The sequence below is a fragment of the uncultured Slackia sp. genome, from assembly GCF_934630525.1.
Lineage (GTDB): Bacteria > Actinomycetota > Coriobacteriia > Coriobacteriales > Eggerthellaceae > Slackia.
The window spans coordinates 256,207-280,139 of sequence record NZ_CAKTVX010000002.1 but is presented as its reverse complement, the minus strand read 5'-3'; the positions used below and the strand labels follow the sequence as shown (position 1 = coordinate 280,139).

The 23,933-nt window shown below is 53.2% G+C and carries 17 protein-coding genes and 2 pseudogenes; 15 read left to right on the top strand and 4 right to left on the bottom strand.

Translation table 11 applies throughout. The annotated features are described in order from the left end of the window. Positions 1-90: 90 nt before the first annotated feature. From Q0D41_RS03205 to Q0D41_RS03175, 7 genes are read left to right on the top strand one after another with little or no spacing between them, the layout of a single operon-like run. On the top strand, positions 91-1,329 hold the full coding sequence (locus Q0D41_RS03205; protein WP_294375061.1) for a hypothetical protein: 1,239 nt from the start codon (positions 91-93) through the stop codon (positions 1,327-1,329). Between the two features lie 6 nt (positions 1,330-1,335). After that, on the top strand, positions 1,336-2,382 hold the full coding sequence (locus Q0D41_RS03200) for a glycosyltransferase (RefSeq protein ID WP_294375058.1): 1,047 nt from the start codon (positions 1,336-1,338) through the stop codon (positions 2,380-2,382). Next, on the top strand, positions 2,363-3,106 hold the full coding sequence (locus Q0D41_RS03195; RefSeq protein WP_294375055.1) for an acyltransferase: 744 nt from the start codon (positions 2,363-2,365) through the stop codon (positions 3,104-3,106). The genes Q0D41_RS03200 and Q0D41_RS03195 overlap by 20 nt, the downstream gene beginning before the upstream one ends. Beyond that, complete coding sequence (locus tag Q0D41_RS03190; RefSeq protein WP_294375053.1) at positions 3,099-4,592, top strand: lipopolysaccharide biosynthesis protein; 1,494 nt, start codon at positions 3,099-3,101, stop codon at positions 4,590-4,592. The genes Q0D41_RS03195 and Q0D41_RS03190 overlap by 8 nt, the downstream gene beginning before the upstream one ends. Beyond that, a complete protein-coding gene (locus Q0D41_RS03185; RefSeq protein ID WP_294375051.1) occupies positions 4,592-5,734 on the top strand; it encodes a polysaccharide pyruvyl transferase family protein in 1,143 nt (380 codons plus the stop codon). Before Q0D41_RS03190 ends, Q0D41_RS03185 begins: the two co-directional genes overlap by 1 nt. Beyond that, positions 5,724-6,716: a Coenzyme F420 hydrogenase/dehydrogenase, beta subunit C-terminal domain gene (locus Q0D41_RS03180; RefSeq protein WP_294375049.1), complete on the top strand. Its 993-nt coding sequence runs from the start codon at positions 5,724-5,726 to the stop codon at positions 6,714-6,716. Before Q0D41_RS03185 ends, Q0D41_RS03180 begins: the two co-directional genes overlap by 11 nt. Beyond that, positions 6,713-6,916 carry a 4Fe-4S dicluster domain-containing protein gene (locus tag Q0D41_RS03175; protein ID WP_294375047.1) on the top strand — a complete coding sequence of 68 codons (204 nt, stop codon included), beginning with the start codon at positions 6,713-6,715 and terminating at the stop codon, positions 6,914-6,916. Before Q0D41_RS03180 ends, Q0D41_RS03175 begins: the two co-directional genes overlap by 4 nt. A 161-nt stretch (positions 6,917-7,077) precedes the next feature. Here Q0D41_RS03175 and Q0D41_RS03170 read toward each other — a convergent pair. The 3 genes and pseudogenes from Q0D41_RS03170 to Q0D41_RS03160 all read right to left on the bottom strand — a co-directional run. After that, positions 7,078-7,968 (bottom strand): annotated as a pseudogene (locus Q0D41_RS03170) (IS256 family transposase); the annotation flags it as partial. Positions 7,969-8,188: 220 nt separating this feature from the next. Beyond that, positions 8,189-8,407 (bottom strand): annotated as a pseudogene (locus tag Q0D41_RS03165) (ATP-binding protein); the annotation flags it as partial. Positions 8,408-8,490: 83 nt separating this feature from the next. Next, positions 8,491-10,938, bottom strand: coding sequence for an ATP-binding protein (locus tag Q0D41_RS03160; RefSeq protein ID WP_294375045.1), 2,448 nt, complete (start codon positions 10,936-10,938; stop codon positions 8,491-8,493). Between the two features lie 535 nt (positions 10,939-11,473). On the opposite strand from Q0D41_RS03160, the gene Q0D41_RS03155 reads away from it, so the two are divergent. The 4 genes from Q0D41_RS03155 to Q0D41_RS03140 all read left to right on the top strand — a co-directional run bounded on the left by Q0D41_RS03155 (position 11,474) and on the right by Q0D41_RS03140 (position 13,163). Further along, positions 11,474-11,767, top strand: coding sequence for a transposase (locus Q0D41_RS03155; protein ID WP_294375043.1), 294 nt, complete (start codon positions 11,474-11,476; stop codon positions 11,765-11,767). Further along, complete coding sequence (locus Q0D41_RS03150) at positions 11,764-12,108, top strand: IS3 family transposase (protein ID WP_294375041.1); 345 nt, start codon at positions 11,764-11,766, stop codon at positions 12,106-12,108. The genes Q0D41_RS03155 and Q0D41_RS03150 overlap by 4 nt, the downstream gene beginning before the upstream one ends. Further along, a complete protein-coding gene (locus tag Q0D41_RS03145; RefSeq protein ID WP_294375040.1) occupies positions 12,105-12,617 on the top strand; it encodes an IS3 family transposase in 513 nt (170 codons plus the stop codon). Before Q0D41_RS03150 ends, Q0D41_RS03145 begins: the two co-directional genes overlap by 4 nt. 84 nt (positions 12,618-12,701) lie before the next feature. Next, entirely contained in the window at positions 12,702-13,163 is a 462-nt protein-coding gene (locus tag Q0D41_RS03140) for a sugar transferase (protein ID WP_367113803.1), read from the top strand. Here the strand turns inward: Q0D41_RS03140 and Q0D41_RS03135 are convergent. After that, positions 13,153-16,827 carry a hypothetical protein gene (locus Q0D41_RS03135; RefSeq protein ID WP_294375032.1) on the bottom strand — a complete coding sequence of 1,225 codons (3,675 nt, stop codon included), beginning with the start codon at positions 16,825-16,827 and terminating at the stop codon, positions 13,153-13,155. The genes Q0D41_RS03140 and Q0D41_RS03135 overlap by 11 nt on opposite strands. A 336-nt stretch (positions 16,828-17,163) precedes the next feature. Between Q0D41_RS03135 and Q0D41_RS03130 the strand changes: the two genes are divergently transcribed. The 4 genes from Q0D41_RS03130 to Q0D41_RS03115 all read left to right on the top strand — a co-directional run bounded on the left by Q0D41_RS03130 (position 17,164) and on the right by Q0D41_RS03115 (position 23,787). Continuing rightward, positions 17,164-17,331, top strand: a complete 168-nt coding sequence (locus Q0D41_RS03130) for a sugar transferase (protein ID WP_294375030.1) — start codon at positions 17,164-17,166, stop codon at positions 17,329-17,331. 517 nt (positions 17,332-17,848) lie between these two features. Further along, positions 17,849-19,648: an AAA family ATPase gene (locus Q0D41_RS03125; RefSeq protein WP_294375028.1), complete on the top strand. Its 1,800-nt coding sequence runs from the start codon at positions 17,849-17,851 to the stop codon at positions 19,646-19,648. A gap of 301 nt (positions 19,649-19,949) precedes the next feature. Further along, positions 19,950-21,404, top strand: a complete 1,455-nt coding sequence (locus Q0D41_RS03120; RefSeq protein ID WP_294375026.1) for a hypothetical protein — start codon at positions 19,950-19,952, stop codon at positions 21,402-21,404. Positions 21,405-22,074: 670 nt separating this feature from the next. Then, the gene (locus Q0D41_RS03115; RefSeq protein ID WP_294375025.1) at positions 22,075-23,787 is read left to right on the top strand and encodes a BspA family leucine-rich repeat surface protein; all 1,713 of its coding nucleotides are present in this window, start codon (positions 22,075-22,077) and stop codon (positions 23,785-23,787) included. Positions 23,788-23,933: the final 146 nt, after the last annotated feature.

Below are 23,933 nucleotides of genomic sequence, written 5' to 3'. Positions count from 1 at the left end.
ATGTCTTACCCAACGACCCCTAAGCAAACACATGCGAATAGAGGGCTTTCTACCTCTGGTTTGAGCGCCGTACTTGTGCACAGGTTCAACATGGCGGATTTCTTGGCAATCGAGTTTGTGCTGTTGTTTGTTGTCAATTTCCTCTCGAACATTGGCCTGATCCCGAGTGCTTTTACTTATGCTTTCGACATCGTCAACATTTGCATCCTTCTTTCGAATGCTCGACTTATCGGAAAGCGAGTCGGCAATGAGCCGTTTTTCAATGTGCCTGTCGCCTTATTCGCGGTTATGGCTCCTTTGTCGGGAGTCATAAATACTATTGCGCCACAATACGTAATCTGGCAAGCGATATCCTTCAGTCGCTTGTTCGTCTGGATTTATCTCTTTCGTATTTTTTGGGACAAAGACTATATCAGGGCTTTTATGGGGTTCGTCTACAAAATGCAGGTGCCAAACGTCATCTTCGTTTTGATACAGTATTACGTATTGGGGCTTTTCCAGGATAATATCGGCGGCATCTTCGGGGTCGAAAGAGGTTGCAACGGAATCCTCAACGTGTATCTCTGTATTGTGGTGGCATGGGGGCTTAATCTCTATCTTGCTAAAGAGGGGCGGCTTTCGGGGCTGCTGCTGACTGTTTTATCGGCATTGTTAATTGCTGCCGTTGCTGAGTTGAAGTTCTTCTTCGTGGAATTCGCCCTCATTGTGGCTATATCTATCCTGTATGCGCGCGTTTCGCGCAAGACAATCGTCTCAGTGGCAGCAATTGCTTTCCTTATTGCTGCGGCATTGTCTGTTTTTGCAGCAATAAATCCGTTTCAATATGAAACATTGGTTGATTTTGATGCGCTTATGACGGAGGCGGATAATTCGAACATAGAGACAGGCTATGGTATTTCTCGCCTCAATGCCTTTTCTCAGATTGGTGAGCAATTTTTCAATGGGGATCTATTCACGATGATGTTTGGGTTTGGGTTTGGAAGCGCCAGCCAATCATCGATGCCCTTCTTCTGCTCGCCCTTCTTTAACTTGTATGGTTGGCTTAACTATCATTTTCTCACTTCCGCTATGGTCTTTATTCAATTGGGCTATATTGGCACCGTCTTATTTGTGATGCCAGTTGCGCTTTTAGGCATCATGTTGATTGCTCACAGGGGGAATATTGTACGGAAGAGCTTTGCCGCTAGTGGCGGTTTTTCCATTGCAATGTGCGTCCTTTTCCTGATTAATTGCATGTATAACAACACAGCGGTTACTTATCCAGCCGTACTTTGGGCGCTTTCGCTTTGCGTTGGGCTGTTCATTGTTTCCGAGATGCGTAGGGGTTAGATGTATATGAGCAATAAACCGGCGGTAAGCGTAATCGTTCCAATGTATAACACCGAGAGGTATCTTCGATGCTGTGTCGATAGCCTTTTAAAGCAGACGATTAATAATATCGAGATTCTTTTAGTGGACGATGGGTCCCCAGATGCCTGCGGTGAGATTGCAGAGCAATATGCACGACTTGACGAGCGTGTGAAAGTTGTTCATAGGGAGAACGGTGGATTAGGACCGGCAAGGAACAGTGGGTTAGCGGTGGCGACAGGAGAATATGTCGGCTTTGTCGATTCCGACGACTGGGTCGAGGAAGACATGTACGAGCGGCTTTATCGCGCGGCAAAGGAGACCCAGGCTCAAGTCGTTTTCTCGAATCTGAAGCGTGTTGTGCATGGGAATTCCCAAAAGTGGTCTAGCCATCCTTTTGCTGGAAGGACCCTTTGTGGCGATAAGGAAATATTTGAGCTTCGGAGATCATTTTACGGTGCGCTTCCGAATAAGCTCAGGGAAGATCCCGTTCCTGTGTCGGCATGTCCGAATTTATATAGTCGCCAGCTTATCGAGGACGGCGAGATTCGGTTCCGCGCGATAAGAAGCGAAGACATACTCTTTAACACGGATATCTGCAAGGCAGCCGATTGCGTTGCTGCGTTAGATGGTGCCCCGTATTGCTATCGCAAGGACGATCAGGACTCCATTACTAAAACGTTTCGAGTTTCAACCATTGATTCCTTCTTCGTATTTTTTGAAACCCTGTTAGAAGAGTGCGGGAATGAGCCTGCAATCTTTCGAGGCGAGTGTTTCAAGAGGGCGGATAGAAGGATAATCGATTACACAAGAGGAATCTTGATTCTCATAGCCTCGGCATCTTTATCGGATTGCGAGAAAAGGAGACTTGCTGATGATGCCCTTGGCAGGCAAGTTTTTGTCTCTGCTTGCAAATCATTCCCGTTTTGGCGAGTGCCTGTTAAGCAGGCGGTTTTCTTCGTGTGTATGAAATATAAGATGACTGGTCTGGCGCTTTGCTTGGCAAAAGGAAGGAATGGGAAGCATGGGGCTTAAACACATGCTGAAGAAATTGATATTGGGGCCTAAGGCCTCTTCATCGGATTATGTTGCATACCTGCGCTCCTTGGGCATGGTCATTGGCGACAATACCGTTATTTATTCGCCCAATTACTGCGTCATTGACCAGACGCGACCTTGGATGATTGAAATTGGGAACAACGTATCGATCACAACTGGCGTCACCATCCTTACACATGGCTATGATTGGAGCGTCTTCAAAGGCATGTACGGTGATGTTCTAGGTAGCGCAGGACGCGTGAAGATTGGCGACAATGTATTTATCGGCATGCACTCGACCATCCTCAAGGGCGTGACCATCGGCGATAACGTTGTGATTGGCGCCAATTCGCTTATCAACAAGGACGTGCCGGACAACTGTGTCGTAGTGGGAAATCCGCAGCGCGTGGTTTGCGACATCGACTCTTATTTGGAGAAGCGCCGCGCCGCCCAAGTCTCCGAAGCGGCTGACCTGTACGACTGCTGGCGTCGGAACTCGCCTGAAGGCAAGCGGGGAGGGGTCCCTCCGAAGAACGTTTTCAGCGAGTTCTTTTGGTTGTTCGAGTCGAGGGATGCAGACGTGCTCAGCGACCCGTCTTTCGAGGCAACTATGGCCTTGCGTGGAACTCGCGGCATGAGCTACGAGCGGTTTATGCAGAATAAGCCTAAGTACGAATCGTATGAGGATTTCATTGAGCACCTTGAGGGCATGCTTGGATGATTTGTCATTTGACGTTGGCGGTGGTTTGGTGGCGGTAAAGATAAACAGATTGGCCAAGAGCGCAAAGGAGAGATACGGCGGGCTCTCCAAGGTTAAGAAGGCAACTCTTTGGATAACTCTGTGCAGTTTCCTGCAACGTGGACTTTCTTTCATCACGGTCCCCATCTTTACTCGCTTGCTGAGCACTGCGGACTATGGTTCTGTGAGTGTTTACCAGAGCTGGGAAATGGTCGCTATGTATGTGGCTACCCTTGGTGTCACATATGGCGGCTTCAACAACGGCATGATGCGCTTCAAAGACGATCGCGAGGGCTATACGACTTCTGTAGTTGGCTTGGTTCTTGCTCTTGGCGTGCTTTGGATTGCGCTTTGCTACACTTTGTCCGGCAATGTCGTGGCCATTACGGGTATGCCGCTTATGCTCTCATCCCTGTTGTTCGTCGAGGTAATTGTTAAGGGCATCTACGATATTTGGGTGTCCAGGATGAAGTTCGACTATGAGTATCGGAAACTCGTTCCGGCTTCTCTGGTTCTTTCTATTGCGGTTCCCGCGCTCGGCATCCTATTTGTTGTGATGGCTAGCGATAAAGTTCTCGCTCGAGTTCTGTCTTTTGTACTTGTCGAGGCGGCTTTTGCAATGGTTCTTGGCGGATGCATGCTAAAACGCAGCAAGTGCCTGTTTAAATGGGAGTATTGGAAGTTTACCCTCCTGTTTAACATCCCCTTGCTTCCGCACTACCTTTCGCAAGTGGTGCTAAGCTCCAGCGACCGCATTATGATTGCGAACATGTGCACCGCATCCGATGCGGGCATTTACAGCATCGCCTATTCGGCGGGGATGATCATGACGTTGCTCACCAATTCCCTGAATTCGACTGTCGTTCCATGGCTCTATCGCACTCTGGCCGCAAAAGAGCTTAGGAGAATCAGCAAAACGAGCATTACGGTTCTTGGGGGTTTGGCTTTGATTGTGCTCGTTGTTGATATCCTGGCCCCGGAAGTCGTCGCTATCCTGGCTCCTGGGGAGTATAGCGAGGCGATGACGCTTGTTCCCGTCATCGCCGCGAGCGTGTTCTTCATGTTCATGTATTCGTACTGCTCAAACATTGAGTTCTATTACGAGAAGACTGGCCTCGCCTCCGTCGCTTCTGTGCTCGCTGCAGTGCTTAATGTCGCCCTCAACGCCGTGTTTATCCCTTTGTTTGGTTATCGTGCTGCGGGCTATACAACCTTGGCGTGCTATGTGGCGCTCGGCGCTGCTCACTACATTTTCTCTCAAAAGGTCGTGCGTGCAGAGGTTGGCTCCGCTGTCCTCAACGGCGCCGCCGTGTGGGGGCTCGCCCTTATCTTCACTGCGATTTCTCTTGTTCTGCCGCTTCTCTATCCACACCCCATCGTCCGATATGTCGTATTCGGCATCGCCGTCGTTGCGGCCGTCGTGTTCCGCAAAAAAATTGCCACAAAGGTTAAGGAGTTCAAAGGTTGATGATTCCAGCTTTTAAGCAAGACATCTACGTGTCGACCATCATCGACTCGCATAACTATGGGACCGTGCTGCAGGCGGTTGCAACTCGCGATGTCCTCGAGCGCTACGGCCGCCCCGTTTTCATAGACTATTGCCGGCCGCATTGGACAACTAAGGGCTGGATAAAGTCGTACATGAACAACGCCAATCGAAGCGTGCCCGAGAGACTTGCTCGCCTCGTTGCGAATGCACCGGTTAGGCATAAGTCATCAACGCTGTTTCGCTCCTTTGTCGAGCGCGAACTTGAGCTGTGCTCGTCAGCGCCGTACCTTGCTCGCGGCGAAGGGCTCGACCCCTCCGCCGCGTATTGCGTGGGCAGCGATCAAACGTGGAACATCGAGTGCAACTATGGCATCGACCCCGTTTATTTCCTCAAGAATGTACCTGGGAATTACAAGAAGGTTGCCTTCTCGGCGAGCTTCGGGCGTCCCGACCTGAGCGCCGAGGAGATGGCGCTTACAAAGCCGCTGCTCTCGCAATTCGATGCAATTTCGGTACGCGAGAGCTCGAGTGTGGCGATTCTGGAAGGAATGGGTATTGGCGGTACGGCTCTCAAGGACCCTGTGCTGCTCTGCCGACCGGAGCTTTGGCTCGAACTCGCGGCGGGCGTTCCCGCTGCAGCGGACGGCTACGTTCTCGTTTACATGCTCAATGATAATCCTGGCATGTGCGCGTTTGCCCGGGAGCTTGCCGAGCGCGAGGGGCTGCGCGCCCGCATCGTGACGTTCAACCCCCTGAAACGCGCACCCGAGGGACTGGAAGGCGTTTGCCTTCCCAAGCCCGAAGAGTGGGTCTCGTTGTTCCGCGACGCCTCCTACGTGGTGACGGATTCTTTCCATGGCACTTGTTTCTCGCTCCTGTTCGAGCGTCCCATGGTCGTATTCGACCCGCCTAAGTTTTCGGTACGCCTCAAAGATGTGCTCGGGGACTTTGCACTCGCCGACAGGCGAGCTGCCGATGGGCGCGATCCGATGGATATTGCCGATGCGACAATTGATTGGAGTGCGGTACGCGCGTGCAAGGAGAGATTCGCGAAAGACGCGAGGACGTTTCTCGACAGTGCGTTCGGAACATGCGTCGAGGTAGGGCAGAATGGCAGATAACGCTTCTCAATCTCGCAAAACATGTCTCGCAGCCGTTGGCTCCGATGACAATGAACTCATGTTCTCATCATCGGGCGGAGCCTTTTCGGTCCTGGCGCGAAGGGTGATCGCTCGCGGTGGTGTGGTGTACGGTCATGCTTTCGATGATGGCCTCCATGTTAACTGCGTGCGGGCGGAAAACCTCGACGAGCTTGCGGCGATGCGTGGCTCTAAATACGTTCAAAGCGATATGGGCGACGCAATTGCGAGCGTCGGGCGTGACCTTAGTGCGGGGCGCGAGGTTCTGTTCAGCGGGACGCCTTGTCAGGTGGATGGGCTGCTTGCGTTTCTCGGGGGTCCACGGGATGGCCTGCTCACCGTGGACATCGTCTGCCACGGGGTGCCTAGTCAGGCGTTCTTCGCTGACTGCATGGGGGAAGAGTTCGCCGATTGGCTGCTTTCGCTCCGCTTCCGCGACAAGCGTGAAGGCTGGGGCTGTGGTGGTGGTGCCACTATTCTCCATGCCGGGATTGAAAAGGATGTGCCTTTCTCGCCCGAGATCTCGTATTACTACAAGCGCTTCCTTGCCGGAGATGTGTATCGCGAGAGCTGCTACAGGTGCCCCTATGCCGGCGGCGAGCGCCCCGGCGACTTCACTATCGGCGACTTTTGGGGGATTGATGTTAATAGCTCGGGTCTCGATGCTCGCCGCGGAATTTCCCTCGTCATCGCTAACACGGCGAAGGCTGAAGAACTCATCCCTTATATAAAGAGTGAGACCTCGTGGGCCGAACGCCCTCTGGAGGAAGCGGTGCGCGGAAATGATCAGCTCATGCACCCCACTCCGCGGCCCGAGTCTCGCGATGTCGTGCTCGAGCGCTGGAAGGAGGAGGGTATCGACGTGCTGGAGGACGAGTATCGTCGGTCTACTTTGATATCATCCAAAGAATGGCTCGCTAAGAGGGCTGTCAAGAAGTTTCTGAAAGGGGTGCTCGGCAGATGACGGAAAAGAAGGTCCCCGTCTTGTTTTCCGATGATTCGGAGTGCTGCGGATGCAGTGCCTGCTACGCCGTCTGTCCAAAAGGTGCCATCAGGATGATTCCGAATCGCTACGGTTTTTTGTACCCTAAGATTGACGAGGTTGTTTGCGTGCGTTGCGGTAAGTGCCTGAGCGTTTGCGCGTTCAAGAAGAAGCTTGCCTGATTGGCGGGTCATGCTGCTATTGTTGGCGCCAGGAAAAGCAACAAGCGAAAGGTTCCGACAGAGGGAAGAAAATTGCTGTCGTTTAGAATTCGGTGCCGTCGATACCGTTGCGAGCTTTCGGTTAGCCGTTGGTACGGCTGCTTCTTGAACAAAGAAGTGTCCAAGGAGCGGCGCGATCCCCATTCGCTGTCGGCGACGTGCTTCAGGCGGGCGGCCGCAAGCATCAGGGCGGACTTGCTGTCGGGAAAGGCGCCGACCACGCGAGTGCGCCGGCGTATCTCCCTGTTCAGGCGTTCGATCGCGTTGTTCGTCCGGATGCGCCGACAATGCTCGCGCGGCATCTCGCGGTACGCCCGCGTCTCGGCATACCCGCCGCGCACCACCTTGGCGGCCTCCTTGAGCCGCATCGATTCCAGGTCCTCGGTCGCGGCCTCGGCTTTGGCGGCGGCCGTCTCGCGAGGCTCCATCGCGTGGATTGCCTTGAGCATGGCCGCCGCCTGCGGCCTCTTCGATTTCGGAACCTTGGCGAGGACGTTGCGGCAGAAGTGCACGATGCAGCGCTGGTATTTGGCGCCAGGGGAGACCTCGGCGATCGAGCCGACCATGCCGGCGGTCTTGTCGCCGACGACCATGAGAACGCCGCGCAGTCCTCGGGACTTGAGCCACGACAGGAAGTCGCGCCAGCACTCCGACGACCCGGTGAAGCCCTCGGCGCAGCCGATGACCTCGCGGCAGCCGTCCTCGTTCACGCCGATCGCCACCATCATCGCCATGTTCTCGTAGGAGCCGCCCCGGCTTCGCTTCGGGTAGATGCCGTCGACGTAGACGTACGGGTATTCGCAGGCCAGAGGCCTGCATCGCCACTCCTCGACCGCCTTGAAAGCCTTGTCGTCGAGATTGGAGGCCGTGCCGGCGGAGACGCCCGCGCCCACAAGCTGGTCGGCCTCCTCGTCAAGCATGGCGTTGATGGTCTCCTCGATGGTTTTCCTGACCAGCTCGCGAAGCTCGGACTTCACCGCCTCATCGTCGAATGATACGATTGGGTTGGACATGGCCTGCCTTCTAGCATGATTGAACTCGACACTCAAATCATACCGACGGCACGCGCCACGCCCTTTCTCTTTTCTGGACGCGTTCAGCTTTCAGGGTGTGCAAAGAATTTTACGTTACCCTCAATTTCGTGTTTCTGTTTTAAAGGCGGTTGGTATGGTGAGCAGTGTCCCTGGCCTGTCGGCTATGCGCTTTCAATCGCTGCGGACCCGTCTCGCGCTGTCATTCGGTTCTCTTTCCGAGCGTGGTGCTTCGTTTCCCGAACTCGATGTTGGTTGCAAGTATTATGCTGCGGCGTCCACAGCGCGCCGATATCACCTTGAACAGCTGCCTCGCGACCTCGACGTCGAGTGGCACGTGGCCGAACTCGTCGAGTATGATTAAGTCGTAGCGTGCCAGCTTCTTCATGAGCGGCTCGTATGAACGGGAGGCGGAGGGGCGTTCAAGGGTGTTCGGGAAATCTTACCCTTTGCAGACCTGGACTTGTGTTCGGGGTGCAAAGAAACGTCCGCATCTCCTTACCGCTATGGGGTATGTTTCCCCATAGCTGGTTTTTCCGCTTCGAATGGAACTTCGAACAACATGGGAACTGTTGATTTGAAAGCCTTCCCGACAGCGATTCCCGTTCTGAACTTAAGAGTGGGCAGCGTTTTGAGGTGTGATTGATTCATGTAACTCGACAAGAAATCTGTACTAGTCTTGTCAAACTCCTGGAATGCGATAATCGAGTTGCATTGCGTCAAAATCGTTTTTGAGACATTTGCGGTTCTTTGGGCGATAACGATCAGGCCGATGTTGTACTTTCTGCCTTGGAGGGCAATCTGAGCAATGCTATTTACAGAGGCTTTCGATGCATTGTCAGATGATCCCATGGCGTTATATTCTGGAACGACCGTATGGGCTTCTTCGAGTACTATGCATATTCGCCTTCCAAAATTGTTCTTTGTTTTCGAAGTCTCAAACAGGCACCAGAAGAACCACCTGACGTATTCGAAAATGCTTGATTTATTGGAAATGTCAGGTAGCTCCAAGACGGTCTTGGTTTCGTCCCCCTCTAGGAATTTTTTAATCGAATTATAAAAAGCGGACTTGATGGCATTTTCTTGACTGGCGATAACCGTCTGATTTCTTTGATTCGGGAACTTCGCATTCTCTCCAGCTAGTTTCTCAATTGCGCAAAAAGCTTTTTCCGAGTCGTCTTGGCAAACAATGTTCTGCATCTCTGGGAACATCGCTTTGTATTCGCCGGTAAGGTCAACGACAATCACTCTTAGCTCATCGTCTGCGATTTGGCGGATTAGCGAGCGAGCGAAATGTGATTTGCCCGTGCCGGTAACTCCAAGAATTGCAAGATGATGGGTAACGGCAGTTTCCTTGTTCATGATGACGGGATAATTTGAACCGGGTACGGTCCCGATTTTTATTTCACTATTGCCGAGGGGCTCCGTTGACTCAAGAGGTGTGGCTTTGTTGACGATTCCGGTCGGGTTTGGAACCCATCCGAACAGTTCGAACCGACTCGTCGTGTTGTCCCAAACACCAAGTTGAACTGCCTCTCCGATAGTTATTCTGGTTTTGTTTGGACCTGACAGGGCGTCTTGGTTGATGGAGGCATCAGTCACTTGGTAGACGACTGAACTGTCTCTTTGAACTATTTCGAGCAATTCGCCGACGGATACTTCCGTGAAATTTGTATATTCAAATTTCAAGACATCCACCGTAGTGCCAGCAGAAACTAAACCAGCAAAGTTATCATGATTCTGCCGCACGGAGTCGTCCAGATATACAACCCCTGGCTTTAGCTCCTGCTGGCTGCTGGATGGGGTAACAGCCGCTCTTTCGCAAACTATGTCAGCCCAAACAGAATCGGCGAGGGTGTCAATCCTGAATACAAACCCAGAATGCATCAATCGAGATACGCGATCTGAAAACATCACCTGCGACCCGAGAACCTCTTTGTCTGTTTGAGACAGCTCTGCAGTGTAGAGGTTAGACGAGTGAGCGGAAATAATATAGCCGATAGCTCCTTCGCGTTTCTCAAAAGAGTCTTTATCGAATAATCCCTCAATCATACTTGCGACAGCTGGAATGTCGAAAATCATGAATGCGATCCAGAAAACGAGCAGTGCGTTAAACTCTGGTGCGCTCATTGTGAACTGACGTGCCGCACCCCAGATGAACAGGGCGGAAAACAATACTTCAGGTTTACCGATTTGCCTGTTGACCCTTGAAAGTATTTGGACGGCACGCGGCTCGGCGGAGAGTGTCCTTTCTCTAATCAAAATCAGTGCATAGCTTGAAGCTAGCAAATAAGCTATTACGGTAAGAAATGTCCAGAACAACGGGTCTCTGTCATTGGATTGCACCAATAGCAGGGAGAGTCCTGCGGTGATGGAGTTGATGAAGATGTTCGCATCTTTTGAAAAATGCGGTTGGTCAACTAGAGAAAGTGTGATTAGCAACAAAAGTCCCGCTGTGAACCAGAAGGAATCCAGGAGGAAACTAGGGCTACCGTAAATTGCGAAGCTTACGATGAGCAAGACGAATATAGACAACATCATCAAGGCGAGGCGATAAGTCCTAGACATGTCCCTCCTACTTTCTGGTCCGGGGTTCTTGCCATTAGAGGTATTCACCCGGTGGTTGGGATCGAATCTTTCCTTCCAATCCTCATACCCCTCGCGGGTAATCCCCTTGGCATTGAGCTCCTTTTTCACATTGTTCCAAGATCTCAGGAAGCCATTGAAGGTGAGACTGGCGGTCGTGTCGCTACCTACGATGGCAGGCTTGCCATTAACTTCGGTGATGGCGCAACCCATGAGTTCGTCATTTTCCAAGAGGGCGTAGAGAAACTCCATCTTGGGTCTGAATTCGGGTGCGGATAGACACTTGGGTCTCACCTTCGGTGCTATTGAGATACGCTCTAAGGCTTCATTCTTGGGCTTGCGGTTGCCAAGATCGTAGCTGCGCATCGCACTTTCGCTGATACTGCTAAAGCTCGGCAAGCTGTTTCTGGGTAAGCTGCCTCTTCTTCTCGAGCTTCTCAATCTTGCGCGAGCAGAGTGGTGTCAAGTCGCCCTTGTTTTTCCACCAAACATGTTTCCGCCTTGTCCTTATGGTTTCACCTAGCGCACTGAGAAGATGTACAAATGATATCACCTCACAAATTTGTAGCAGTTCTATCGATTTCAATTTACATCACGTTTGCGTGAGGCGTTCTGGTCATGGAAGCAAACCTCATGAATAAGTGATGTATTGGTAGCGTCGGGAATGCTGGCGTAAGCCGTTCTGGCGACGCGCCGTCGAAGGCGTCCCTGAGCGAACGGCAAATCGGGATGGTCAGAGGCCTCGGCCTTCTCCCGAACCCGAGATCCGAGCGGCCATGCTACGCCGCATCCACCTTGAATCTACCCCGATTTCATTGACGCCTTCTATGCCGCCCTTTGGACTGGGACAATATAATGAACACGGAGAATCGAGCGTTTCGATTGGAAAGGTGTTCATACTATGCCAGGAAAACGCCACGGCAGGCAATTCAAGCTCTCCGCCGCGAGATTGGTTCTCGAGGGAGAGGTCCCGGTCAAGGGGCTGTCCGATCAGCTCAACGTGCCGTGCTGCACCCTCAGGAGGTGGGCGGCGGAATATGAGGCCGACGGCGAGGACGCGTTCCCCGGAAGCGGTAATCCCGTCACGAACAAGGACTACGAGATACTGAAGCTCAAGAAGGAGAACGAGGAGCTCCGCAAGGAGGTCGCGATACTAAAAAAATTCCGGGCCTTCTTGAGGCAAGCCCAAGCGTGAGGTTCGAGTTCGTGAGGACCGGCGAGCATGGGATGAGCGTCAAGAAGGCATGCGGGGCGCTGGGCGTCAGCAGGGGCGGATGCTATGCCTTCCTGAACCGCCCCAAATCATCGAGGCGGATAGCCTGCGAGGCGCTGGAGCCGTTCGTCGAGGACATCTTCTACGCCAGCAATCGCAGATACGGGTCGAGGCGGATCGTCGTCGAGCTTCGCAAGATCGGCATCGTCGCGAACGGCAAGACCGCGCGGCGCATGATGGCGAGGAAGGGGCTGGTATCCTGCAGGGGCCCAGGAAGCACGGAAGGGGCGGAAAGGCCTCAGACAAAGGCGCCAATGTCTTGAACAGGGAATTCTCCGTCCAAAAGAGGAACAGCGTGTGGTGCGGCGACATCACCTGCATTCCCACGTGGGAAGGATGGCCCTGCCTGGCCACCCGCCTCGACCTGTTCTCGCGCAAGATAGTCGGATGGCAAGTTTCCTCCCGCATCAACGAGAATCTGGTGATCGACGCCCTAGACAACGCCGTGAACAGGGAAAATCCGAGGGGAGGGCTTATGGTGCACGCGGATAGGGGCAGCCAATACACCTCGAGCAGGTTTTGCAGGGAGCTCGAGGACCGCGGGTTCGTCCAATCGTTTTCCCGCAAGGGCTGCCCTTGCGACAACGCCGTCATGGAATCGTTCTTCAAGACCCTGAAAAGGGAGCTTCCCCTCGATCGCAAGTACGAAACCCGGATAGAGGCCAGGCAGGAAATATTCAAGTTCAGCGAGCTGCATTGCAATACCAGGCGGCCGCATTCGTCCCTCGGCAACCTATCGCCCGTGGAATATGAGCGGCAGTGCGCTCATTAGCTCGATTCCGGATGTCCATAAAACAGTCCCAGTCCAAAGGGCGGCGTAGAAGCTGTCAATGGAATCGGGGTAGATTCAGATTCAATGTGGCCGCGCGTCGCTTGTGGAGAATCGTCCCATTGGGAATTCGCCCCAATGGGACGATTCCGCTTGGGGGGGGAGAGGCCATCCTCGGGCTCGACCCGACCCTCCAGGTCGCTGCCGGGTGTTTTTATTATGCGCAAAGTGGTAGCCGCGATTCGCTGGCGCAATACGCTGTCCGCAGTGCTATTGGCAATACGAGAACCTGCAGGTCAAGCCAATAATCCAACCTATCGGCGCCTTCAGTGTTTTTTCGTCTTGACAAAAGGGATGAGCGTTGTGGGCCCGCGCCCCGCACTGCCGAACGAGGTTGCAACCTACGACGGCTACCAGCGTCAAAGGCCGCTGGTGAAGCCGGGCATGACTCGTTACTGGCAAACCCGGTGCAATCGCGACTCCATAACCTTCGACGAGTGGGTCGATTTGGATTTGTGGTGGGTTTATGCGTTTTCGCCTAGCCGTTGAGTTTCGCGCTGCTTCTCTCTTCCTCGAGTAGCGACTCTAGCTCCGATAGGGTGACGACTTGGAAGCTCGATTGGCCGATGGCGTTCACGAACAGCTTGTTGCTCACGAGGTAGGGGCGTATGTGCAACGTCCCGGTATGTTCGAATCCCAGGTCTGCAGCAACCTCGTCGAGGTTGTCTCGCAGATATTCGATTCGTCGCTCAAATTTGAGCAGTTTGCCCTTCTCTCCAAACCATCGGCTTTGGAGCTGCATATAGTCGTAGGCGGACTCGATCTTCTCGAATTCCTTGCATTCGATGGCCCAGATCGTTTCGGTTGACGGGTCGTATGCGAGTCCGTCGTAGTCGCCGAGCTGTTGAGGGTGGTCTCCCTTTTTGTAAAGTTCAATTCCTCTGAAGACGTGCTTTTGCGAGAACCCCTCTCTCAGGAAGCAGCTCTGAACGTCCTTCTCCAGGGCCTTCTCGTAACGGCGCTTCCAGTTTTCCATGACCGTGTTTAGCGACGGGAACGCCGCTTTGGCCGGTATGAATCGCTCCGCAATGCCTCGAATCCACCGCTCTTGAAGCAAGCCCGTGCGAATTGGCGAGAAAACAAGCTTGCCATCGATTTCCACGAGCGGCTTGAGCTCGATCCTATTCGGGCGGTTCTTCGTCTTGCCGAAAGGCAGGTATTCGGTTGTCTCTCCGTCGATCTCTTTTAACTTTTCGCAGTCGAGGGTTAGGAAGTCGACGCATCTCTCGATCATGGCTTTGTCGTAAGTGCCAGAGAGCTCCTGCTCGATTGAATCGAGCATCGAAGATTTTTCGATCGACATGACATTTGGCGATACGTAATGTTTGTCGGGAAGTGCAGAGCTGTCAAGCGAAAGGGTGGTAAGGACGTCTAGAAAGCAAGGGAACGAAACGCCCGTGTCGGCTTCGAAAGCCTCCTTTGCCAATCCGACATGTTTTTCGTCCTCTGTGGCATCCGATCCGACGTGTCCCCCGTCGCGCAGTTGCCGGGCCTTGAGACTGCGGGATCTCTCCATCAGTTCTTCGTCTTCTATCGCCGTGGCGACGCAGTTGTCCGCTATCTCGACGCCCATGCCCCTTGGCTTGAACATGAGCATGCCGGCAGCGTCCGATGCCGCGAGAAGCTGTCCGCCGACGGCGACCAGCGTCGCGACCTCGCTTGCGTCGGCGATACGGTCTCCGTGGCGCGATATGGTGAGCAGAGTCTCCATCGAGAACATGGCCGCCCTCGCCTCGTGCCGCGAATCCTCCCTCTGGTTGATGATCTTCTCCTCGACCCTCATTTCCTCACTGTCTTGCAGGTTCGAGAAAGAGTTGTATCTCTTGGTGTCGAGGTGGAAAGCATGGGAGGAGTTTGCCAGGATTTCGTAAATCTTGATCAGCAGGTCCTCTTCATCGAACCGCGCAAGCTGATCTTCGAATGCCTTGCTCAGCGCTTTTTGGAATTTCCTGATTACGTGGTTCGCGTCGGCTCCGAAATAGCTGCCAGGCTTGACGCCCTCGTCGTCAACGGCGTAAGCCACCGCTTTCAGCGCAGCCGCCTTGGAGGCGGCGTCCAAGGTAATCCTTTTCGCGCCGTAACGCCACCTGTAGGGAAGGGAGAGGCTCCCCACGTCTACCATCTTCCTTTCAGACGAAAGGCGCGAGAGCTTGGACGCCAAGGCGTGCACGGCGCTCAAGCGGCCATTTCCGGCAAGCGACAGGACGGCGCCGGCGAAACGGCATTCGACGCTCCTATCTTGTACGTTTGACATGGCGTTGCAGAACGTCTCGCTCTCGGCGCTGTAGAGCACTATGGGGTGGTCTGACTCAACGAAGAGGGCCCTGATGCCCAGCTCGTCATCGATCACCGGAAGATCGTTCGCCTCAGATCCTCCCGGCATCACGTATATGAGGTCAAGACGGCTTTGATCGGAGATAAGTCCTGCAATCTCTGGTTCGGCGTCATTTGTCATGCACATCAAGAGGTCCTCGAACAAGGGGAATGTGGAGGCATTTCTCTCGAATGTTCTAGGAGGGACGCTGCGGGCGCTTTCGACGTCCGCCTTGAGGTGAATGAAGCAAGGCTGACCGTTCTCGCCGGGGAGCCTTTTCGCCAAGCCGAAGCTCCACCCGTCGCTTTTCCGTATGATTTCGGTAAATCCACGTTCGTTCTTTCTCAAGTTGTACGCAAATGGGGAGCCGAGAACCCACTCGCCGCTAAAGTCTTTGGGGAAATCTACGAGCCCGTCGCGGAAGAGCTCCGCAAAATATCGATCGGTTTCATTGTAGTCAAAGGCCAACGCGACCCCGCCCCGGTGGTCTTCTGCGCCGTCGAGGATTTGTCGGTTGCTGTCGGACCAGATGATGAAGTAATCGCTTGCAGCGGCGTAGGGTGCCAGCATCGTGTTCGGGGATGTTGCGGCGGATTGGAAGAACGTGCAGATTTCGCCCGCGTTGCTGGCCATCATCAATATGGCCATAAGGTCCGCGGCGCCGCAGTCGTAGTCGGCGATTCCCGATAGCCTTTCGGCTTTGGGGGTCGGAGGCATGTCGACATTGTCGTGGTAAGCAACGATCGTGAAGTCCAGGTGATTTGGCTGTTTGAGCACGAGCCTCCTTCGCCGTCCTTGTATTTTGATGTAGTCCAGGACATTGAGAGGTGCCCCGTCTTTTCGGAAAAGCATTTTGAGCTCCTCGAGCCCGCTGTCGCTATGACCGGCGCTTGCGTTGTAGAAGAGCGTTGCCTTGCTTTCCCCATCGAGGACGAGAAAGGTCGACGGGCAGTTTTCTATGGGCTTGTCGTTAACGAGGAACAAAGGGAATGCCAAGACGGAGCTCCCCCTTTCCTTTGGGAAGTCGAATATCGCTCGAGCCTGCTTCAGCAGGGCGACATCTATGCCAGCCTGGTTCTTCTCTGTTCGTTTCTTGGCCATGCTTCGAGTCAAGTAGTCTTCAAGAATCGACGGGCAGAAGAGGGGGATTGTCCTGTCGCCATTCATGAGGAAGCATTTGTTTTCAACATAGCTCGTTGATTCGTCGATTGCAGCTATCGTGTCGGCCGACAAGCGCCTAACGGGATTGGTTTCCATCCATCTGCATACGCGATTCCAGTAGTCGCGGCTTGGCATTTGCATGTCACCGGGTGCCACATCTGAATTTTGCCATTCTCCACCCCCTAGCTTCTGTGACATCTCATCGACGTAATCAAGGAGTTCTTCGAATTCCGATATTTCGGTTGGATCATCGATGATAGTGCTCGCGAAGCAGAGCCTTGGGTATTCAAGCGTGGCGCCACATCCGTGAAGCGCCCGATGCCATTTTCCTCTAAAGGGAATCAACGTTTGTCCCATCATGGGCACAACTTCGTCTTCAAAGCTACAAGGCGCTGAGAGGGCTTTCTTAATGCGCGAGAAGAACGCCGAGAACGATTTGTAGTCTGCGATTTGTCGCGTTCCGAATGCGTCGATGCTGAGAAGCGCGGCGTTGAGTGCGTAGGCAGAGTTTTGGGAAGATCTGTTCTCATGCCAGGAGTTGATGCAAAATATCGCACACGCTGCGCTGTCGACATCGAACTGTCTAATGAAGGGAATAATCGCTCTAGCTGCCTCGATGCATCCAGGATAGGATAGCGTTTGAATGCAGGGTGTTTCGTTCGCTTTGCATTCGGTCATGTTGTCTCCTTGTTTGTAGCCGTGGCAGTTTAATATGCTCTTCCTCGACTTTGCTTGATGGCTCGTTTGTGCTCTGACTTCAATGGCGCCTCCTGCGTAGCTCCGCCCAATAAGCCATGGGCGTGTGTTCAAATTTATAAGATTAATTATGCAGCATCAGTCGATGCTTTGAACGATTCGACGACGGGGTTTACCGCATTCAAGGAATGCGACCTCTCTAAACACTCGAATGCTTCTGGCATTCGAACGAGATGCTGGAGCGAGCAATTGCTTCTTCGCCTATTTCGCCCTAGTCTAGCTTACGAATAATCGTGTGCTCCATTTTGACACGAGCTAATGTGCGCGATTTTCTCTCGTCCTTCCATTTCCCCTCGCATTTTCGTTTTGATAAAAGGGATGAGCACTGTGGGGCCTCGACCCGCATTGCCGACCGAGGTGGCAACTTACAACGACTACCAGCGCCAAAGGCTGCTTGTGAAGCCCGGCATGACCTGCTACTGGTAAACCCGTCGCAACCGCGATTCCATAACCTTTGACGAATGGGTCGATTTGGACCTGTGGCGACGATGCTGCTAGATTGGATTGAGGGGTGTATCGGCTTGCGCTGGTGCGCCCCCCCTCTTTTTGGTTTGGGCTGGACGGCGTGTGCGGCTCGGTACGGGTTGGTGGTGAGTGTCCTCTTCATTGCGTTGCCGGCTAAGGCGGGGCTCTAAATTCGCGTAAGAACGTGCGTGGTTACTCGCGAAGTGTTGAGCATTGAAGGCTTGTTGATTAAACCTTCCTGCGTTTGCCCATGCCATCGTCCGGACTTTTGTGCCGGTCGTACGATGGAATCTGGGCCCGAGGCTGCAGCTGTGGGTGTCAGGATGGTCGGCGATCCGGCTAAGGACATAGACTTGTCGGCTTCGTTAGCAATTGGTGATGAGGAAACTTGTGGCCCCTTCTCGCTTTAACGTGGCTGTTTCGGCAATTGCACGGTATTCTGATTGTGGCGTTTTGTTGCGTGATATGCAGTGCGGTCTTGTTCGGCTCGGTAATCATGACATGTCGATTTGGCCGCGGTGGGTACCGGTCTTTCTGCGGATCTGAGCTTGCGCGTATAGGGCCGTTCGATAGGGTACAGGTAGTTGCGGGGCAAAATAACTGCGGCAAGTCGGCGCTTATCGATTATTTTATTAAGGTGCTCGGAGCGATTAATGCGCGCGGTGAGCTGAGGAAAGAGGACAACCCTTTTGTTCAGGCTGACGCCCCGTTGGGGTTTCGGGACTCCAACGAACAAATTCAAGCAACAATCTCTCTTTGCGTTAGCGTTGATGCGCTTGATGAAAGATTAATGCGGGATGCGCAATCGCCGAGGCAGCGGTTTCACGCAGAGAGCCTTTCCAGACTCTTTCGGGGTTCTCCATATGCCGCGAACGGAGGAAGGGCTGCCTGGATAGATTTTACTTTTGAGCGAGAGAAAAATACTTTTGGATATGAAAGCGCACTTTGTGCTCAGTATTCGCAGTACGAGGCCTCGGACGCGACGATCGATCCAACTGATGCGTCTCTATCCATCTGCAGTAGTGCCGACAATGCGGCGCTCAATTACGCCAACGTCGTTCGTGCTGCAATGCCGTGGGACTTGCTGCCCAAGTTTCTAAAAGTCGATGCTGTCAGATCAATCGTTGATTCGGATTCGATGGGCAAGGATGGCGTCATTAATAGCGGAGTGGGACTTCCAGCCGCTCTGTTGCGTTTGAGGAACCCCGAGAGGGGTGATTTCGAGCTGTCGAGGCGACGTTGGGACAAACTCGAAGGCTTCGTGCGCGACGTTTTGAACGACCAAGGTGCGTCGCTTTTGGTATCTCATGCTAGTCATGTCATTTCGGTTAAAACGACCGACACGGATTACCTTCCCCTTGAATCGCTTGGTACTGGGGTAACAGAGTTGCTTATCTTGGCGTCGGTTATTGCGTGCAACGTAGACAAGATAATATGTATTGAAGAGCCCGAGATACACCTACATCCAGCGCTTCAGGCGAGATTCATGGACTTCTTGCTCACGGATGAGTCGAACCGCTTCATCGTGACAACGCATTCGCCGACGATAATTAATGCCGCTGGAGTTCAAGTCGCCCATGTGAGCAAGGCGAATGGGGTATCTGCGTGTCGTCAGCTTGATGGAATGGTCGTTGCTCGCGATCTTTTGGACGACTTGGGTGCGAAGGCGTCGGATTTGCTCCAGTCGAATTTTGTTGTATGGGTCGAGGGGCCTTCGGACCGCATTTATATCAACCATTGGATTGAAGAGTGGGCTGAAGGACGCGGCATTCGACTTAACGAGGGCATTCATTACAGCGTCATGTTGTACGGAGGAAAGCTCCTGAATGCGTTGGACGCAAACGCCGCCGGCTCTGATGACAGCCTGATAGCCTTGTTTCGAATCAGCACTCATTTTTGCGTGCTTATGGACTCGGATAAGAAGAGCAAGAACTCTAGCCTGGGCGAGACGAAGCGGCGAATTGTGGATGAGTGTGAGGCAAGTTGCGCGATGTCTTGGGTTACTTGGGGGGCGACGATTGAGAACTACGTGCCCGAAGAAGCTTTGGCATCCGCTATCGAGGTCGTCCATCCTGGGAAAAAGTGGAACCATGAGCTCGGCAGTCGCTACGTTTGCCCGTTGAGCTTTAAGTTCAGTGGCTCACGTTCTGTGGCGCCGAACAAGATTGCGATTGCCAGGGCGGTTTGCCAGGCCGGCTTCGAGCCTCTAGGTAGGTGCCGCGAGCGGGTGGCGAAGCTTTGTAGTGCAATCTGTTCGGCGAATGGGATTGAAATTTAGGCAAGACGAAGTTCTTAATCTGCTTAATACGACATCACGGCAAATGGAAAATCGGCGGGATTCATGAATTCCTTGAGGGCGAGAATTCAGCTTTTTTTCGTATGCCATAAATGGATAAAGATGGGCGTTGCGATGAGATGCGGAAGAATCGGCTAGGGTTGGGCAGCCTGGCTTAACGCCAAAAAGCCAAAGGCTGATAGTTGCGGCAAAGGACAGGGGCTACGTCTGGCGGCCTATTAATTCGATCGAGTTGTTTTATGCAGCCATTATCAAGAGTTTTGAATTCTAAGGACTGATTTTTTTGAGTATAGATATCGTTTGGCTTGCGGTTTATTTCGCGATTGCGGTTTTATGCATTCCTCTCGTAAGAATTCTTGGTCCCGTTTCGATAGTCGAGTATCGCCTCGAAGAGCTTTATGACCAGCAAAATGGTGCGATGAATATCCTGTATAGAGTATTGTCGCCAATGATTTGCTGCAGTCTGCCTATGCTGGCGTGCGTGATGGCGTTTGACGCTTTGGGTCTACCTCTTCCGGCCTATCGATGGTTGCCAACTGTGATGTATTGGCTGATTTTTCTTTCAGTGAAATTTATTACTGCGAATAAGCGCCGTTCTCTTTGCATGGCGGTTATGGAGGCGATTCTATCTTCCGCTCTGGCGATTGTTGCTGATGGATTCATTGTTGAGGGATACACGCAGGTCGGACTTGCGATTTTCGACCAATCGAGTTTAGCGTTCCAGATGGAAATCGCGTTGTTCTATGTTGCGATTGAAATTATTGTTTCCATTGGAATCCGTCGTGATTATAAAACTAGTATCGAGCCCTCTTTTGGCGGGGCTGGAAGACCGAGCTATTATGGCGGCAATGTTGACGTTAGTGAGAAAAAGCTCTTTTCGTATGAAAAAGATTACGGCCCCCTTCTTCCTTCTCGCTATAAGAACGATCCGCTTCTACGCTGTGTGTTCTTTTCTATTATGGCCATAGAGGATTCTAACCGCCCTTCGGGTATTCGGGTGCTCGAAAGAATGGTATTTAAATTTGGTGCCGCCAAGACGACTGGAATTATGCAGCAGAAAGCGGAAAGGGCCCTCTCGGATGAAGAGAGTGTTGTCCTTGCGCTCGATTACGTCGAACGCATGTGGGATGACTTTCTGCGTAAGTTTGCAAAGTCGAGAAAGAAGGGCGGCGCGTGCTCAATTTCGTTTGCTTCTGATTGGTATTCCTATGATTATGATTCTGTAGGAAATGCCCTCATCGGGTCCTTCTCGGCTCTTTACGGAGATTATTGTGGCACCCGATTGCATGATGCATCATGGGTACTCAGAAATGTAAAGGCGTTTGAGGAGCGAAATTGCTATTGCCTTATGCCCAGTAAGGTCGTCGCACAGGGTTCACTGTTCCCGATGGAATCGCGCTGGATCACCGCCGACCTTGCGTTTTGGGAGGATGGCCAAAGGGTGCGAGGCATCCATGAGGAATCTTGTTCTTTCCCTGTGTATGCATGCCTCACGAGGAGCGGCAGTTCGGTAACCTCCGATTCGGCTGAATTTGCGATCGCAATGCTTAAAGACGCTGGCTGGTGCATTGACGGGATCACATACGTCGAATCGGCTCTTTGCAAAATTGAATGCTATGGCGGTCCAGATTTAATTAAGCCTAGAATCGAGGGCTGGACATCCGTCAGCTATCCGATAGCTTCTGGATCGGAGGCCCGTAAAACCCTTAGCAATACGTTATGCATGCCTACTCGGTAGTGAGTCGCATTTCCTTTCAAATGGATTACCCCGTGTTCGCCCAACCGATTGGTCCATCATCCTGCTCGTCCTTTCTACCTGCTTCTTCGCCTCGATGGCCAGGTTCGACATGTTGATGCGCCCCGTATTCCCCTTTGTCGTCGTTGCATTGCATTCTAGACGGCCGACCCCGAGCAACGCCTGCGCTTCCCTTCGGGTGATTGAGGGGTGCTCTGCCAAGAACCGCAGGATCTCGTCCTCTCGGGAATGGGAAGTAGCGGGCGTCCCCGTGCTATTTGCCGCGGGCTCTTTTGTCTCCGTTGCCGTGAAGTTCGCATTGGGCAGGACGATTTTGAATGCGTTGTTCGTGGCCATGATTTGTGGCTGAGGGGCCGCGCCCGCGTAAGCTCCCATGATTTTCTTCGGCCCCGCGCCGTATTTACTGCCATCCCTCCGTCGAAGCGGCCAGCAAGACAGCTGGAAATCATATCGAGCAGCTATACAATAAACACTGGGTAGCTACTTAGAATGGAGGAGTTATATGAAATGCCATAAACGCATTGGAGGGGCCCTCAAGCACGCGCCGATGATGATATTGGCGTCTTGTCTTGGGCTTACGCTGCTTGCATTGCCGGCGTTCGCGGATGACGTAGCTGCGGGCACGTCAGCATCTCAGGGCGATTCATCCGCAATGGGAGTTTCCACAACCTGGAACCAATATGGGCAGTGCGAGTGGGCAATCGACCAAGGTTGCCTCGTCATTCGTCCTGCAAACGGTGCGCCAAGCGCTGAGCTTGATTACTATTACACGAGCGCGCCGTGGTCGAGCTACGAAGACGAAATCTTGAATGTTCGCTTTGAGGGTGTTGTCAAGGTGGAGAAGCCGGCCTATATGTTCGCGTATCTTCATAACGCCGAATCTATCGACCTCACGGGGCTGGATACTTCGTCTGCCGTAAATATGGACAGCATGTTTCTTGCTTGCGAGTCTTTGAAATCGCTCGATCTTTCAGGTGTTGATTCTTCTTGCGTCACAAGCATGCAGGGGATGTTTTCGGATTGTTCAGCCCTTGAATCCGTGAACCTTGCTGGCCTGGACACTTCGAACGTCAGTGATATGGCGGCAATGTTCGCTCGCTGCTCGTCCCTGAAATCGATAGATGTGTCTGGCTTCAATACCTCTCAAGTTCTCAATATGAATGTGATGTTTGAAGATTGCTCATCTCTGGAAACGCTTGATTTGTCGAACTTTGACACCTCAAAAGCAACTCGGATGCAAAGCATGTTTGAGGGATGCGACTCCCTTGCCATGGTGACGCTTGGCTCATCGTTCTCGTTTTCGGGGGCCGGCTCAGAGAGGCTTTGCTCGCTGCCAGCGTCTGGGCAAGATGGAACCGTTGCTTACGAGTGGAGAGATATCAATTCGGGCAAGCAATATGCCGCAGAAGAAGTGCCGAACAATGTTTCTGCCGTTTACGAAAGGCAAATGGTTGAAATAACGGGCAAATGGGTTGAGAGCAATGGTCGTTGGTGGTGGAATTACGGCGACGGTAGCTATCCCGTTTCTACCTGGGAAATAATCGATGGCGAGCATTACTACTTCGATGCTAACGGCTGGATGCAGACCGGCTGGCTCGCGAGCGGCGGCTCCTGGTACTACCTGTCCGGCTCCGGCGTGATGCAGACCGGCTGGCAGAGCGTCGGCGGCTCCTGGTACTGGTTCGATGGCTCTGGCGCGATGGCGACCGGCTGGCGCGAGGTTGGCGGCTCCTGGTATTGCTTCGGCGGCTCCGGAGCGATGCAGACCGGATGGCTTTCGAGCGGCGGGTCCTGGTACTACCTCTCCGGCTCCGGCGTGATGCAGACCGGCTGGCAGAGCGTCGGCGGCGCCTGGTACTGGTTCGATGGCTCTGGCGCGATGGCGACCGGCTGGCGCGAGGTTGGCGGCTCCTGGTATTGCTTCGGCGGCTCCGGAGCGATGCAGACCGGATGGCTTTCGAGCGGCGGGTCCTGGTACTACCTCTCCGGCTCCGGCGTGATGCAGACCGGCTGGCAGAGCGTCGGCGGCGCCTGGTACTGGTTCGATGGCTCTGGCGCGATGGCGACCGGCTGGCGCGAGATTGGCGGCTCCTGGTATTACTTCGACGGCTCCGGAGCGATGCAGACGTCGAGGTGGGTTGGCGATTGCTATGTGTTGGCAAGTGGAAAAATGGCCACTAACCAAGTTGCTGATGGCTACTATGTTGATGACAGCGGTTGTTGGCAATATGTATATTGGGTTGCTAATGGCGACGTCTACCATAAAACGCCGAATTGCACATCGCTGAAGCGTTCAAGCAACATCATGTCTGGCTCGGTTGCGGCATCTGGGAAATCGAGCCCATGCAGGGTGTGCTGGAAGTAATTTATCGGATAGCCAGTAGATGGCCCTGGCTTCTTCTTGAATGTCAGATATCTAAGGCTATTTCAAAGCGGTGCTTGGTTCTTGGAGTCGACGGAGATACGCTCTGTCGGCTCCTTTTTTGATATGAGCAGATCCCGTCGGCTGTT

Coding starts and splice junctions, on each gene's coding strand:
- Q0D41_RS03130 (WP_294375030.1), top strand. CDS start 17,164: ATGTGCGCGATTTTCTCTCGTCCTTCCATTTCCCCTCGCATTTTCGTT.
- Q0D41_RS03135 (WP_294375032.1), bottom strand. CDS start 16,827: ATGACCGAATGCAAAGCGAACGAAACACCCTGCATTCAAACGCTATCC.
- Q0D41_RS03180 (WP_294375049.1), top strand. CDS start 5,724: ATGGCAGATAACGCTTCTCAATCTCGCAAAACATGTCTCGCAGCCGTT.
- Q0D41_RS03185 (WP_294375051.1), top strand. CDS start 4,592: ATGATTCCAGCTTTTAAGCAAGACATCTACGTGTCGACCATCATCGAC.
- Q0D41_RS03160 (WP_294375045.1), bottom strand. CDS start 10,938: ATGCGCAGCTACGATCTTGGCAACCGCAAGCCCAAGAATGAAGCCTTA.
- Q0D41_RS03195 (WP_294375055.1), top strand. CDS start 2,363: ATGGGAAGCATGGGGCTTAAACACATGCTGAAGAAATTGATATTGGGG.
- Q0D41_RS03200 (WP_294375058.1), top strand. CDS start 1,336: ATGAGCAATAAACCGGCGGTAAGCGTAATCGTTCCAATGTATAACACC.
- Q0D41_RS03140 (WP_367113803.1), top strand. CDS start 12,702: ATGTGGCCGCGCGTCGCTTGTGGAGAATCGTCCCATTGGGAATTCGCC.
- Q0D41_RS03175 (WP_294375047.1), top strand. CDS start 6,713: ATGACGGAAAAGAAGGTCCCCGTCTTGTTTTCCGATGATTCGGAGTGC.
- Q0D41_RS03205 (WP_294375061.1), top strand. CDS start 91: ATGGCGGATTTCTTGGCAATCGAGTTTGTGCTGTTGTTTGTTGTCAAT.
- Q0D41_RS03115 (WP_294375025.1), top strand. CDS start 22,075: ATGGGAGTTTCCACAACCTGGAACCAATATGGGCAGTGCGAGTGGGCA.
- Q0D41_RS03155 (WP_294375043.1), top strand. CDS start 11,474: ATGCCAGGAAAACGCCACGGCAGGCAATTCAAGCTCTCCGCCGCGAGA.